The organism is Pseudomonadota bacterium (assembly GCA_026388315.1).
GTDB lineage: Bacteria > Desulfobacterota > Syntrophorhabdia > Syntrophorhabdales > Syntrophorhabdaceae > MWEV01.
Genome location: JAPLKA010000088.1, coordinates 10,532 through 25,487 on the forward strand (window position 1 = coordinate 10,532; position 14,956 = coordinate 25,487).

Consider the following 14,956-nt stretch of genomic DNA (forward strand, 5'->3'; position numbering starts at 1 on the left):
AGAAAGGAAATTACCATCAATTACAATAAATTACTCTACCACTACCGGCTCAGGCTGTGCTCCAAAATCATTCATCGGGTACCTTCTCAGGGCGGAGGCCATAAAATTCATCCATATGGGCAGGCAGACCCGTGCGCCGCTCTCCCCTTTACCGAGGGTCGTCCGTGCGTCGAATCCAACCCATACACCGGTTGCTATATGAGGAGAATAACCGATAAAGAGGGCATCGTAGTAATTGCTTGTGGTGCCTGTCTTGCCGGCAACAGGAAAGCCTATCTTCGAGGCCCCTTTTGCGGTTCCATACTCGGTTGGCCCTTTGAGTAAAATATTCATTTTTTGCGCTATTTCCTCGGGCATTACCCTTTCTTTCTCGACTCCGTTTTCTTCAAGGATATTCCCGTCTCCATCTACAATCTTTCGAATCATAAGAGGTCTTACCCTGTACCCACCATTTGCGAAGGCCGAAAAGCCCTTCACGAGGTCGAGGAGCGTCAAATTGGAGCTTCCCAAGGCAATAGAAAGATTATTCGGCAATTCTGTATTTATACCAAGTCCGGCCACCGTCTCTTGCACAGCACTGACGCCAACATCTGCAAGCAGGCTCACCGTAGCGGCATTCTTTGAATAAGCAACGGCATCCTTTATGGTAATTTGTCCTTCGTACTTCCCGTCATAATTTCTTGGCGTCCATGCTCCACCAGGGCCACCAGGGTATGACCTTGGTTCATCCGCAATTAAAGAATCAATATCATAACCCTTCTTCAAAGCAGTAACATAGATAAAAGGTTTAAATGCACTGCCTGATTGCAATTTAGCTGAAACAGCCCTGTTATAAGGGCTTTTTTCAAAATCCCTCCCTCCAACCATGGCCAGAACATACCCGTTACTTACATCCATGCTCAATAGTGCACCTTCAACCTTCATAGTCCTCACAGGCTGGAATGTATGTATCTTCTTCTTGCCCTGCCCGTTATATATCGCCTTTACAACATCTCCCGGCTTATACGGGAAATCATCCATTGCAAGGGTTCCTTTTTCCTTGCCGATTAAAACAGAATAACCGCTCTTTATTCTTTCCGATATGAGAATATTGTATGTTTTCCCCGGTAAAAGATTAGAAAGTTTAAGGTCTCTATCCCCTGTTCTCATGAAGCCATCCCACTTCTTCTTCTCAAGGCGGTATGCAACGGTATATTCACCCTTTCTCTGCTCATACTGTGTCAGACCTCTTCTGACTGCATCTTCTGCCAATTTCTGAAACTGGGGGTCCACAGTTGCATATATCTGTATCTTGTTCCTGGAAAAAACACCTTTCCCGTACTTTTCTTCCACGTACTGAAATACAAAATCCTTGAAATAACTATCGGTAAAAACCCCGTTATCTTCCCTTATTGCTATCCTCTCATTTAACATTTCCTTTTTTGTTTTTTCGTTTATCATATTCTTTTCAAACATCTGATCAATAACATACTCCTGTCTCGCCCTTGCATTTCCGGGGTGCCTTTTGGGTGTATTTCTGGACGGCGCCTGCACGATCCCGGCAAGGAGGGCTGCTTCAGCTCTCGTCATCTCCCAGACATGTTTTCCAAAATAGACCTGCGATGCAGCCTCGACTCCATATACCCCATGTCCCATGTATATGTTATTCAGATAGAGATTGAGGATATCTTTTTTCGTCAAATATTTCTCTAATTTATAAGCAAGGATAGCCTCTCTTGCCTTCCTTAACATACTCCTCTCAGGTCCTAAAATAAGCGTTTTAATAACCTGCTGGGTTATGGTGCTGCCTCCCTGGACAACCTTTCCGTGCACAACATTCTTCCATAGTGCCCTTACAAGGCCCTGAAACTCAATGGCGCCGTGGTTAAAAAAATCGGCATCCTCAGCAGCAAGAAAGGCCGACCTCACATGTTTCGGTATCTTGCTGTAGGGAACAAAAATTCTGTTATCGGGAACAATAAGATAAACAAGCTGGTCATTTACACCAAAAATACTGCTTGCAGGTTTGTTTTCAAGGTTTTTCAGGACTTGAACTGACGGGATATCCTTTATAACGTAAAGAGCATACCCCACCGTCATGAAACAGAGCGAAAGGATTACCAATAAAATGAGGTAGAAAGGAAGCTTCTTCTTCAAAATATAATCTTACCCTTTTTCACGTCATACACACCAGAGACAGTAAGCCTCAACTCTACGATAGAGGTAAACGTCAAAAAACCGATTGTCCATAAGGGATCGTCGAGTGTGCTGCCTCTTTCTCTGAAAACTTTGTTGCCTTTACGCAACTCTTCGGCAAGCTCTCCTATGCTCAGGCTGGACATGGTAGCGCCGTTGGGGAGGGGCAAAACGTACAGCACCTTGCCTTTATCTACAAGCACGATTCCGCCGCCTATATTCAGGGCTGTATTGGCTGCAAGCTGCATATCCGTATCGTCAAAACCCGCAACAAGCAAGCCATGTGTTTCGTGTGCAATCGTAGAGGCAAAACCACCGATGTCTGCGCCAATTCCCCTTACAAACCCCCTGCCCCACTTCTTTTTTTCCCTTCTCGTATAGAAGATTTTTCTTATATCATGCTCCTTCTGAGGCATTATAAGCTTCGCATCCAGGAGAACCGGCATATCAATCCTCCGTGTAACTGTCCTGTCCACAACGTCAATGACGGGGATTGTCTCTTCACCTTTCCATTCGATTGATAATTCATGCTTCTCGATATTTTTAAAGACAAAAGGATTATATGCATTCCCTATTTCCGGGAATGGAGTTGATTTCACTATTAATGCACCTTCCTCAGCCACCAGCCTTCCCCTCTCAATAACCTTCACCGGCGTTGGCTTCTTGAGGTCTTCAAGGAGCAGGATATCAGCAATCCTGCCCGGAGCAATACTTCCCACCTCGCCTTCCATACGAAAATACCGCGCCGGATTCAACGTGGACATTTTAATGGCATCAATCGGGTCGAGGCCGAAATTGATAGCCTCTTTTATAACAAAATCCATATATCCTCTCTCCAATAAGTCGCCCGCAAAGATGCCATCAGAAACGAGCATCATGGAATCCTTGGGCAACTCATTCATCACAGGGCAGAGTTTTTCAAAATCACTCCTGATAGAGCTGTGTCTGACCATCGTATACAATCCAAGACGGACCCTGTTCCGCAAATCGGATTCCCGAATCGATTCATGGCAGGAGGTAATCCCTGCTGCAACAAGGGTATTGAGCTTGTCATAGGAAGCGCCGAGCGTATGCCCCTCAACATTTTTTGACAAAGACCTCGCAATAAGGATTTTTTCAAGGATACTATCTTCGTTATCCAATATCCTTACATATGGCGACAATTCACTGATGGAAACACACTCCCGGTAACGTGCAAAGAGTTTCCAGATTTCATGAATGGAAAAAAGCTCCCCGCCTTCAATATCGGGGTAAGGAGGATACGCTGCCGGTACACCCCACAAAAATTTCACCGCAAACTTATCACTTGTTTTTAAAACTTCGATAAACCCTGCCACACCAATTGAATTAATCATATCATGGGCGTCTGAAAATATCGTGGTAGCCCCTCTCGTTACCACAAAATCGCCAAACGTCGATGGATTGTAAAAAAGGTCAGCATGGCCGTGGGCATCTATATAGCCCGGCACAGCGACATATCCCTTAGCATCGGCAACAATTGTTTCATCGCCTATAAGCGGCTCTTTTTCTCCAACATATGCAATCCATGACTTATAAACCCATATATTTCCTTTAAACATACTGCCACTGAAAACATCCAGAATCTCTGCATCTTTCAGGATTAAGTCCGGTGGCATTTCACCGTTGGAAACATGTATTAATCCTTTCACATCCTTCAACGTCTTCTCAATCATGTAACGCCTCGTTTTAAGCTGTCAGCCTGTTTATAGTAAGGGGTCAAGGGTCCGAGGATTCGAGGGTTCAAGGGTGCCGGCAGTTCCGGGATCAAAGATGTTTTCACACGAACTCTTGGCCCCTCTGCCCCTGAATTATTTCATAATATCGCGCATGTAACTATCGCTTTAGCCACCATTTGCCCATCAACGGTTTTAACATCAACATCTGAAACCGCAAATCTTTTCCCTTTGTGTATCACCCTGCCCTCAGCATACACCTTAACATTCTTAACGGGCATAAAGTAATTTATCTTCATTTCAAGCGTGAGCGCCTTTTCTTCATCACTGAGTATCGATAACACGGAGTTTACACCTGCAGAATCTGCCAGACTGGCTATGGCGCCGCCATGAAAATACCCAAAGGGGTGAGTCAGGTGGTCTTTAAAATCAATTGCAAGTTTTGCAAACCCCTCGCTTATCCCGACAACCTCGATACCAAGGTGTTTAAAGTACGGCGTTTCTTTCGCAAGTTTTAGCTGTAAATCCACATTCATACGAATTGTATTAAAATCTATCCCAAAATATCCATTTAATCAATAAAAAGCTATTAACATCAACTATCAGTTATCAGCCATGAGCTACCCAACCGCTCTATTCTCTTGTATTGGCCATGAAAAATTACTATAATCTTCCGGGCAAATACTCAAGGAGGCCATACGATGGAAATGATGGAAGGGCATATCTATAAGGCTTTTGATATGGAGCTTAAAGAGTTGAAAGAACGGCTTCTTTACGCAGGAGGTATTGTGGAAAGGGCATTTCAGGATGCCATAAAAGCGCTCCTTGACCGTCGTTCGGAGGTTGCCGAAAAGGTAATAGAAGACGACGACATCATCAATGCGAAGGAGGTAGAGATTGACGAGTTTTGCCTGAAACTCCTCGCCCTCCGGCAACCGGCAGCGAGGGATTTGAGATTCATCACCACCGCCATTAAAATAAATTATGACCTCGAAAGGATCGGAGATCTTGCAGTAAATGTCTCTGAGCGTGTCCTTGAATTAAACAAGGAACCGCAATTAAAACCATACATCGACTTACCCACCATGGCAAGCATAGTGCAGCTCATGGTCAAAGAAAGCCTTGATGCCTTTGTAAGAGAAGATGTCGAGCTGGCCATGAAAGTTACAAGAGACGACGAAAAGGTAGACCAGCTTCTTGACCAGATCTTCCGTGAGTTATTGACCTATATGGGGCAGGATTTACGAACCATCACACGGGCAACGAGACTGCTCTTTATTGCGAAATACCTGGAAAGAGCGGCTGACCATGCCGTGAATATTGCCGAGCTGGTCATATTTATGGTGGAAGGAAAAATAATCAGACATCTGAAGGTTCTTCCCGAGGAATAGATTTCATGCATAAAATTCTGAGTACAATTTTTCTTCTTTTCGTAATATTGCCGTTCACCTGCTACTGTAATTTTAACCAGGGCACAACAAACAAAAAGCATACCGTTACCATAGCCGGATCAACATCGGTCATGCCATTTACAGAGAAACTCGCCGAGCACTTCATGGTTGACCACCCCGATCATGTAATAGACATACAGGGTGGCGGATCTACCGCAGGGATTCAGGCATGTATGAATAACACTGTTGGTATTGGCATGTCATCGCGGCAGCTCAAAGAACAGGAAATGGCATTAAAAGAAATTATCATCTGTTATGATGGAATTTCTATTGTAGTTCATCCAAAAAACCCGATCAGGGAGCTTACATTAAAACAGGTAAGGGACATTTTTAATGGCCGGACAAAAAACTGGAAGGAATTGGGATGGGTTGACAGAAGAATTGATGCAGTGTCAAGAGAGGAAGGTTCGGGAACCAGGGGCTCCTTTGAAGAGTTGGTCATGGGAAGCGAAGAGATCGATGACAGCATCATGGTGCAGGATTCTAACGGTTCAATCAGAGAGGTCGTTGCAACCGATCCTTACGCTATCGGATACATATCCCTCGGTCTTGTAGATAGCAGGGTTAAAGGTCTTTCCATAGGCGGGGTTGCGCCAAACCTCGAGAATATAAAAAACAAAAAATATAAGATTATCCGTCCTTTTATATATGTAATAAATGGAGAGCCAAAGGGTACTGCGAAAACATTTATCGATTTTGTACTTTCCGGAGACGGGCAGAAAATATTGATTAAAGAAGGTTTGATAAGCATATATGATTAAAACAAGAATCGACAAAGAGTTTGCGGTAAAGATAATCCTCACGATATTTGCCTTTTCTTCTCTCCTCTTTCTATTTCTCATCTTTTCTTTTATTCTCTTTGAAGGCCTGCCGCTTTTCCTCAAAGTTGGTCTGAAAAAAATAATATTAGGTTTTAAATGGGCGCCTACAAAGGGCTCTTTCGGGATATTCCCCATGATCATATCCTCCTTTTTCGTAACCTTCGGGGCACTTATAATCGGTGCGCCATTGGGACTTTCCTGTGCAATTTACCTTTCCGAATATTCCAGTAAAAAGATGAAGATGTTTTTAAAGCCTGCTCTCGAACTATTGGCAGGCATCCCCTCGGTTGTTTATGGATTTTTGGGTGTTATCTACATTGTTCCTATCATAAGAAATAATTTTGGTGGCGCTGGTTTTTCCCTCCTCGCTACTTCTATTATCCTCGGTGTAATGATTTTGCCTACAATAATCAGTATATCCTTTGATGCAATTATGAGTGTTCCCAAAACATATAGGGAGGGTTCTTTTGCCATGGGTGCCACTAAATGGCAAACAATCTATAAGGTGGTAATACCCTCCGCAAAATCAGGGATCCTCGCAAGCTTCATTCTTGGCATGGGCAGGGCCATAGGTGAAACCATGGCGGTTATCATGGTTGCAGGTAATGCGCTGAAAATACCAACAAACATTCTTGATCCCCTGCGAACCCTCACCGGAAATATCGCACTTGAACTTGCCTATGCCACGGGAGACCACAGGATGGGTCTATTTTCAACAGGGGTTGTTCTCCTCGTTATCATCATGATTCTCAACTATATTGCAAATTTCGGGATAAAGAGAAGGGTAATAAAATGAGGATAAATCCAAGAATAGTCGATAGAGTTGTCAAAGTGGGGTTAACTTCACAGGCATTTTTTACTGTCGGCATTTTAGTGGCAATTATTGCTGTTATTTTTTTCAAAGGTTTCCCCAATATCAATATGGAATTCATCTTCTCCTTCCCTGAAGATATGGGTAGACATGGCGGTATATTTCCTTCAATAGTGGGTACTATACTTATCGCACTCCTTTCAATACTTCTTGCCACACCATTAGGGGTAGGCACTGCAATTTATTTAACAGAATATACCAAAGAATCGAGATTGACGAAAATCGTCCGGTTTGGTGTAGAATCGCTTGCGGGCATCCCGTCAATACTGTATGGTCTCTTCGGTTTTATATTTTTTGTGATAAAACTTAAAATGGGATGGTCACTTCTGGCAGGTGTGCTCACACTTACCATCATGATCCTTCCTACGATAATCAGAACGAGTGAAGAGGCAATAAAGGCTGTACCAAGAAATTTAAGGATTGTAAGCTATTCTTTAAGCGCTACTAAATGGGAAACAGTGGCAAAAGTCGTGCTACCTTCTGCTTTCCCGGGCATTTTAACGGGCATTATGCTGAGTGTCGGAAGGGCGGTAGGTGAAACAGCAGCAACAATATTTACTATGGGAAGTTCTCTCAGGCTCCCCACATCGCTTATGGATTCAGGCAGAACACTGGCCGTTCACTTCTATATCCTCGCACGAGAAGGGATATCAATGGAAAAGGCATACGCTACGGCACTTGTGCTGGTTTTAAGCATACTATCGATTAACATTATTGCTTATTACATTATGAACAGAGTAATTTCAAAATATTCTTAGATAAATATGGACATTAAAATACAGGTCGAAACATTAAAAATCTTCTTTGCCAAAAACGAGGTCTTAAAAGGCATCACTATAGATGTTTATAAAAATAAGATCACCGGATTTATGGGACCCGCCGGAAGCGGGAAATCAACCTTAATATCCGCTTTCAACAGAATGATAGAATTTGAAGAAGATGTGAAAATTGAGGGAAAAATCTATATTGACGGTGTAGACATAATCAACGGAGATATTGATGGCGTTTCTTTAAGGAGGCAGATAGGTACTGTTTTTGCGGTTCCCATACCGCTTCCACGTTCGGTATATGACAATATCGCTTACGGTCCACGCCTGAAGGGTATTACCGACAAGACAGAACTGAATGAGCTCGTAAGGGACAGCCTGAAGAAGGCATTTTTGTGGGATGAGATGAAAGACAGGCTGAGCATATCTGCTTTAAAGCTGTCAGGTGGTCAGCAGCAGAGGCTTTGCCTTGCAAGATCCCTTGCTTTAAAACCGGAAATTATTCTCCTGGACGAACCATGCTCAGGCCTTGACCCTATTTCAACCGCAAAGATTGAAGATGCCCTGAACGAGTTAAAAAAAGAATTCACCATTGTACTGGTTTCGAACAATACAAAACAGATAGCCCGAATCAGCGATTATTCCGCTTTCTTTTACATGGGTGAACTGGTTGAGTATGGCCCCACAGAAAGGGTGTTTACCTTTCCGTCACAGAAACAGACAGAAGACTACATATCAGGGAAATTCGGATGATGAATGATTTTGTTCTCTCCACAGAAAACTTAAACTTAACCTATGGAACTTTTCATGCATTGAAAAACGTCGATTTTAATGTATATCAGAACTCAATCACCGCACTCATAGGACCCTCCGGGTGTGGAAAGTCGACCCTGCTCCGCTGTTTTAATCGCATGAACGACCTTATTGATGATGTAAAGATTACCGGAAATATATTCGTAAACAAACAAAATCTTGACGACATTGACATTATTGAGCTGCGAAAAAAGGTCGGTATGGTATTCCAGAGACCAAACCCCTTTCCTTTTTCGGTGTATGAAAATATGGTCTATGGCCTTAAGATCCACGGCATGAATAACAGGCGAAAAAATCATGAAATCGTAGAAAAATGTCTCAGGGCCGTTGGACTATGGGAAGACTTGAAAGATAAATTTCATGCATCTGCACTGAGCCTCTCCGAGGAAATAAAACAGAGACTCTGTATAGCCCGTTTACTGACCGTTGAGCCGGAAATTATTCTACTTGATGAGCCATGCTCCGCCCTCGATCCCATCGCAACCATGAGGGTGGAAGAGCTCATGATAGAACTCAAAAAAGACTATACCATCCTCATAGTAACCCATAACATGCAGCAGGCCGCAAGGGTATCGGACTATACCGGTTTCATGCTCCTCGGTGATCTGATAGAATTCGGTGAAACCTCACAAATATTCACATCACCCCAGGACGCAAAAACAGAAGGCTATATAACAGGGCGATTCGGATAAAATTGTTTATTCAGTGTGTGAAAGTCTCTCTTAAGGGCTTTACCTATTGACTTTTCCGGCATAATAGGTGCATATTTTTACCCTGATGAAGAAAGAAGCACAGAGATTACGAAAAATAAGAAATATCGGTATTGCGGCGCATATAGATGCCGGCAAAACAACCGTCACAGAGCGTATCCTTTACTACACAAAAAAGACATATAAAATAGGTGAAGTGCATGAGGGAACGGCAACAATGGATTACCTTCCGCAGGAGCAGGAAAGAGGCATTACCATTACCTCTGCCGTAACTACATGTGACTGGAATGACCACGAAATTCAGATCATCGATACCCCCGGCCATGTGGATTTCACTATAGAAGTTGAGCGCTCACTCCGTGTGCTCGATGGCATGGTAGCGGTCTTCTGTGGTGTGGGTGGGGTTGAGCCACAATCAGAAACAGTCTGGCATCAGGCCGATAAGTACAAGGTACCGAGGATTGCCTTTATAAATAAACTCGACAGAATCGGCGCCAATTTTTTTAATGTGATGGACATGTTGGTGGAGAAGTTCGGCGCAAATCCTATTCCTCTGCAAATACCACTCGGCACGGAAGATGGATTTTACGGTGTCATCGATTTAATCAAAATGAAAGGCATAGTCTGGAGCGATGAAGACCTTGGCGCCACATACAACTTCATCTCAATTCCGGAAAACTATAAAAAGATGGCGCAGGAATACAGGGAAAAACTCTTCGAAAAGCTCTCACTTCTTGATGACCAGCTCATGGAGCTTTATCTCGACGGAAAGGATATTGATGAAACCCTTATTCATGATGTCATAAGAAAAGGTACAATAGCCCTGAAATGCATACCCGTGCTTTGTGGCGCTGCCTTAAGGAACAAAGGTATACAGCCCTTGCTTGATGGAATAATTGAATATCTCCCCTCACCCCTTGAAGTCCCTCCGGTACAGGGTAAAAACCCGGAAACAGGTGAAATAGAATCGAGGGAAGCAAAAAGCGATGAAGACCTCTCTGCGCTTGCATTCAAGGTAGTTATTGAGGAAGGGAGAAAGTTAACATATACAAGGATTTATTCCGGGCAAATTAAAGTAGGAGATGAAGTATATAACGTAAATATCGGAAAGAAAGAGAAAATTTCAAGAATATTTAAAATCCATGCAAATCATAAAGAAAGAATAAATGAAGCAAGAACAGGGGCGATTGTTGGACTGGTAGGATTAAAAGAAACCTCTACCGGCCATACACTGACAAAGAAAAGACCTATTCTTCTGGAGCCTATGGAAATCTATCAGCCGGTGATTTCCATCGCAGTTGAGCCGAAACGGAACATAGATCAGGATAAACTTATGATTGCACTCCAGAAAATTTCTGACGAAGACCCCACGTTTATCCTTAAAACTGATGAAGATGCATACCAGACAGTCGTTTCCGGCATGGGAGAACTGCATCTCGACGTTATTGCACGACGGATAAAGGACGAATTCGGCGTTGAACTTCACGTGGGAAAACCTCAGGTAGTTTATAAGGAAACTATTGAAGGAAACGCCTCGATTGAACATGCATTTGAAAAAATAATTAACAACACCCCCTGTAAAGGTTCGGTTTCACTTGATGTATCATCGAACGAAAGGGGCGGCGGCATCGTTATAATATCACATATTGTAGAAGAACATCCTGCCTTCACTTTCCTCAACACCATTCAGGAAGGTATTATGGAGGCTTCCAATGTAGGGATATTAAAAGGCTTTCCCCTGACAGACATCAAAGTGGATATCAATGATGCCTCATATAATAATCCTGAGTTTGCCCGGCTAACCCTGAAAATAGCCTCCTTTGAAGCATTCAGGAAGGCATGTACAGACGCGAAGCCTGTTCTTCTGGTCCCGATCATGTCTCTCGCAGTAACCGTACCGAATGAATTCATGGGAGAGATTATCGGTGATTTGAATAGTCGAAAATGTCAAATTCTGAATTTAACGACAAAGGACAAAATCACGATAATCCATGCGAATGCCCCATTAACAAAAATGTTCGGCTACTCTACTGATGTGCGTTCACTTTCACAGGGCCGTGCTTCTTTTACTATGTATTTCTCCCATTATGATAAGGTTGAAAATGGATAGGACCAGAGAAATATTGACGTTTTTAAGGGGTGCGGATGATTACATATCGGGAGACATGATCTCTGCAAAACTCGGCATATCGCGAACAGCAGTCTGGAAATACATTAACCAGCTTGAGCATAAAGGATACGGTATCATAAAGCTTAAAGGCAAGGGGTATAGACTTATTGATACGCCTGATAAATTATTTCCATGGGAAATCTACAGGTACCTCGATACCCATTCTATTGTGAAAGAGATCGTATACCAGGACAATATAGATTCTACAAACTCTTACGCATTTAAACTTGCCCTTGGCGGCAAACCGGAAGGCACGTGTGTCGTTGCGGAAGCACAGAGGACCGGAAAGGGAAGACTCAACAGGGTCTGGTTTTCTCCTCCCGGGAAAAATTTATATCTGTCGGTTATTTTGAAACCCCCTGTACATCCCGCAAGGGTCTATCCTATAACATTCATATCGTCCCTTGCCGTGTATGATACAATTGAAAGGGTTACAGGGATAGCGCCAACATTAAAATGGCCCAATGATGTATTAATCCACGGGAAAAAAGTGTGCGGCACCTTACTTGAAATCTCAACCGAAGCAGACATGGTAAGGTTCATTGTCGTCGGGATTGGATTTAATATCAATATGAAGGAAAAAGAGATTGACGAAATGATTAGAAACAAAGCAACTTCTCTTCATATTGAAACAAAAAAAACATACGAAAGGGCTTCGATCTGTGGTATTTTACTCTCCAATCTTGATAAATATTATTCTATTTTTCGGAAAAAAGGAGAACAGGATATATGCAACATCTGGGAAAAGACGGCACAAATCAAAGGGAAATATCTCGAGATAAATCAGATGGGTGAAGTATACAGAGGTGTCTCGGAAGGTATAGATACAAGTGGTGCCATGCTAATCAACATTAATGGTAAAGTAAAAAGGATAATCGCAGGGGATGTATCCTTTTAAAATGCGAAGAGTGCAAGCTTTAATCCTGCCGAAGGCGGGACAAGGTGAAATGCGAAAGGTGAAAAGTAATAGGTAAATTACGAATTACGAATTACGAATTTTTACAAAGGAGATGCAAACATGCTGCTTGTGATTGATATAGGGAATACAAACATTGTTTTCGGTGTTTATGATGACGACAAATTGGTAAATCACTGGAGGCTCAGCACCGCACTTCAGAAGACCGTTGATGAATACGCTATTCTTCTTAACAGCCTGCTTTACTTCGAAAAGATTAAACTCAACGAAATCGACAGCGCTATCATTTCCTGTGTGGTACCTCCCCTTCTCATACCTTTTGAAATACTTTGCAGAAAATACGTCTACGTAAAACCGATTATAGTGGAGCCCGGCATTAAAACGGGCATGCCCATCCAGTATGAAAACCCCCAGGAGGTAGGCGCTGACCGGATAGTGAATGCCGTTGCAGGATACGAAAAACACAAAAAATCTCTTATTATTGTTGATTTCGGCACAGCAACAACTTTTGATTATATAACACCCAAAGGCGATTATATGGGTGGGGCAATTGCCCCTGGAATCATGATATCTCTTGAAGCGCTTTTCGAAAGGGCGTCAAAACTGCCGAGGGTTGAACTCATCAGGCCTAAAAGCATAATAGGGAAAAATACGGTACATGCCATGCAATCAGGCATAACATATGGTTATGTAAGCCTCGTGGACGGAATAGTGTACAAAATGAAAGAAGAGGTTAAAACCAATCCCTATGTTATCGCTACGGGTGGTCTTGCAAGCTTGATGTACAAAGAATCCAATACGCTCGATGAGGTAGATGAATTCCTCACCCTGAAAGGTTTAAAGATTTTGTACGATAAGAATAAAGACTTTCATAAATTCAAATAAAAAAAGGCGGGGATTTAACCCCGCCTTTCCGTTTTATCCTGATTCTATTTTTTACTGATGATCGCTCCACTTTCCGAACTGTTCTCTCAGTATCCTGTGGAGTATCTTGCCTGCGCCGCTTCTTGGCATTTCTTCATCTTTTATAAAGACAATACTTTTTGGAACCTTGAAGCCTGCGATCTTGCCCTTGCAGTGGCCTGTAATTTCTTCAGGTGTTGAGGTCTGACCATCATGCAATACCACGACTGCCATTACCTGTTCGCCCCATTTTTCGTGAGGAACGCCGATGACTGCAACATCTTTTACCTTCTCAAGACCGCCGACACAGTTCTCTACTTCAGACGGAAAGATGTTCTCGCCGCCGGAGATAATCATGTTTGCCTTTCTGTCAACAAGGTAGATGTATCCTTCTTCATCACGGTATCCCATATCGCCTGCGCTGAAGTATTCTCCCTTCATGGCTGCTTTTGTCTTTTCGGGCTCTTTCCAGTATTCTTCAAAAAGCATGGGGCTTCTTGAGTAGAGTTCGCCTACTTCGTTCGGTTTTGTTACAAGGTTTCCATCCTCATCATAGAATTTAATATAGTCGGTACCGATAACCTCGCGACCGCATGAGCCAAGCTTTGTAAGCTGTTCATGGGGTTTGAGGACTGTTACAATGCCTGCTTCCGTAGAGCCATATGCTTCGTTGAGCTCTGAATTGGGGAACATCTTGAGGACGCCAAGCTTTGTATCTCTTCTGGCCGGGGCAGAGGAGATAAGGAGTTTTTTAACGCATGTCAGATCATATTTCTTCTTCACATCGTCCGGTAGTGCAAGCATCATGATGTAATGGGTTGGAACCAATGAGGTAAAGGTGACTTTGTGCTCAGAGAAAGTCTTTAACAGATACTCAGGGTTAAAGCTCACCATGTTGTATGTCATAACGGTACCGCCGACCCAGGTAGCAACAAATGAATAGAAGAGAGAGTTTACGTGACAGCATGGCATGACGAGGAGATTGCAGTCATCATAATTGAACTGGTGATCAAATATCTGGATAAAATACTGGGCAAAGAGATTGGCATGTGTCTTTACAACACCCTTTGGCCTCCCCGTTGTTCCACCTGTATACATGATAACCCATGGATCTTCGGCATCTACTACGGTTGCCGGTTCTTCCGGGCTCGCTTTTGCAAGCGCTTCTTCATAAGAAACAAAACCATCATATTTCTCATTATCCAAGGCAAAGGAGACATAATGCTTTACAGTAGTGAGATTTTTCTTCATTCCGTTAATCTGGTTGATCCAGGGAAATTCTTTCCCGTCTGCTCCATCCTTCCCGCCTTGTACGATAAAAACCTTTGCCTCACAGTGGTTAGTGATATATTCCATATCTACAGGCGCAAGCCTGAACATAAGGGGTACGCAAATAAATCCGCCCTTCGCAGCGGCTGCATAAATCTCCATCCACTCTACACAATTGTATGCAAGCACTGCAAACCTGTCACCCTTCTTCATGCCCATATCGGCAAGTGCATTTGCAAGTCTGCATGATCTCTCGTCCCACTGTTTGAATGTATAAGCCCTGTACAAGTCTTTGATACCGATCTTGTTCGGAAACTTCAGGGCATTTACCCTTACCACGTCTTTTGCTGTTAACCAGCGTCCGTTCCTCATGTTTCGTCCTCCTACAATTATTTT

Annotated in this window: 13 protein-coding genes; 9 read left to right on the top strand and 4 right to left on the bottom strand. The window is 43.1% G+C overall.

Going from position 1 to position 14,956, the window contains the following annotated elements:
* Positions 1 to 30 precede the first annotated feature (30 nt).
* From NTX75_12610 to NTX75_12620, 3 genes are all read right to left on the bottom strand, one after another.
* Positions 31 to 2,136 (bottom strand): PBP1A family penicillin-binding protein, encoded by a 2,106-nt coding sequence (locus NTX75_12610; GenBank protein ID MCX5817059.1) that lies wholly within the window; start codon positions 2,134 to 2,136, stop codon positions 31 to 33.
* The gene (locus NTX75_12615) at positions 2,133 to 3,869 is read right to left on the bottom strand and encodes an amidohydrolase family protein (GenBank protein ID MCX5817060.1); all 1,737 of its coding nucleotides are present in this window, start codon (positions 3,867 to 3,869) and stop codon (positions 2,133 to 2,135) included. The genes NTX75_12610 and NTX75_12615 overlap by 4 nt, the downstream gene beginning before the upstream one ends.
* A 140-nt stretch (positions 3,870 to 4,009) precedes the next feature.
* Entirely contained in the window at positions 4,010 to 4,405 is a 396-nt protein-coding gene (locus NTX75_12620) for a PaaI family thioesterase (GenBank protein ID MCX5817061.1), read from the bottom strand.
* Positions 4,406 to 4,576: 171 nt separating this feature from the next.
* Here NTX75_12620 and phoU point away from each other — a divergent pair, with 171 nt between their 5' ends.
* The 9 genes from phoU to NTX75_12665 all read left to right on the top strand — a co-directional run bounded on the left by phoU (position 4,577) and on the right by NTX75_12665 (position 13,273).
* Positions 4,577 to 5,260, top strand: coding sequence for a phosphate signaling complex protein PhoU (gene phoU / locus NTX75_12625; protein MCX5817062.1), 684 nt, complete (start codon positions 4,577 to 4,579; stop codon positions 5,258 to 5,260).
* Positions 5,261 to 5,265: 5 nt separating this feature from the next.
* Positions 5,266 to 6,081 carry a phosphate ABC transporter substrate-binding protein gene (locus tag NTX75_12630; GenBank protein MCX5817063.1) on the top strand — a complete coding sequence of 272 codons (816 nt, stop codon included), beginning with the start codon at positions 5,266 to 5,268 and terminating at the stop codon, positions 6,079 to 6,081.
* Positions 6,074 to 6,937 carry a phosphate ABC transporter permease subunit PstC gene (gene pstC, locus NTX75_12635; protein MCX5817064.1) on the top strand — a complete coding sequence of 288 codons (864 nt, stop codon included), beginning with the start codon at positions 6,074 to 6,076 and terminating at the stop codon, positions 6,935 to 6,937. The genes NTX75_12630 and pstC overlap by 8 nt, the downstream gene beginning before the upstream one ends.
* The gene (gene pstA / locus NTX75_12640) at positions 6,934 to 7,770 is read left to right on the top strand and encodes a phosphate ABC transporter permease PstA (GenBank protein ID MCX5817065.1); all 837 of its coding nucleotides are present in this window, start codon (positions 6,934 to 6,936) and stop codon (positions 7,768 to 7,770) included. Before pstC ends, pstA begins: the two co-directional genes overlap by 4 nt.
* 6 nt (positions 7,771 to 7,776) lie before the next feature.
* Positions 7,777 to 8,532, top strand: a complete 756-nt coding sequence (locus tag NTX75_12645) for a phosphate ABC transporter ATP-binding protein (GenBank protein MCX5817066.1) — start codon at positions 7,777 to 7,779, stop codon at positions 8,530 to 8,532.
* On the top strand, positions 8,529 to 9,284 hold the full coding sequence (pstB, locus tag NTX75_12650; GenBank protein MCX5817067.1) for a phosphate ABC transporter ATP-binding protein PstB: 756 nt from the start codon (positions 8,529 to 8,531) through the stop codon (positions 9,282 to 9,284). Before NTX75_12645 ends, pstB begins: the two co-directional genes overlap by 4 nt.
* Positions 9,285 to 9,369: 85 nt before the next feature.
* Entirely contained in the window at positions 9,370 to 11,412 is a 2,043-nt protein-coding gene (gene fusA, locus NTX75_12655) for an elongation factor G (protein MCX5817068.1), read from the top strand.
* Positions 11,405 to 12,370, top strand: a complete 966-nt coding sequence (locus NTX75_12660) for a biotin--[acetyl-CoA-carboxylase] ligase (GenBank protein MCX5817069.1) — start codon at positions 11,405 to 11,407, stop codon at positions 12,368 to 12,370. Before fusA ends, NTX75_12660 begins: the two co-directional genes overlap by 8 nt.
* A 120-nt stretch (positions 12,371 to 12,490) precedes the next feature.
* On the top strand, positions 12,491 to 13,273 hold the full coding sequence (locus NTX75_12665; GenBank protein MCX5817070.1) for a type III pantothenate kinase: 783 nt from the start codon (positions 12,491 to 12,493) through the stop codon (positions 13,271 to 13,273).
* Positions 13,274 to 13,324: 51 nt separating this feature from the next.
* Here NTX75_12665 and NTX75_12670 read toward each other — a convergent pair whose 3' ends face one another.
* A complete protein-coding gene (locus NTX75_12670; protein MCX5817071.1) occupies positions 13,325 to 14,932 on the bottom strand; it encodes an AMP-binding protein in 1,608 nt (535 codons plus the stop codon).
* Positions 14,933 to 14,956: the final 24 nt, after the last annotated feature.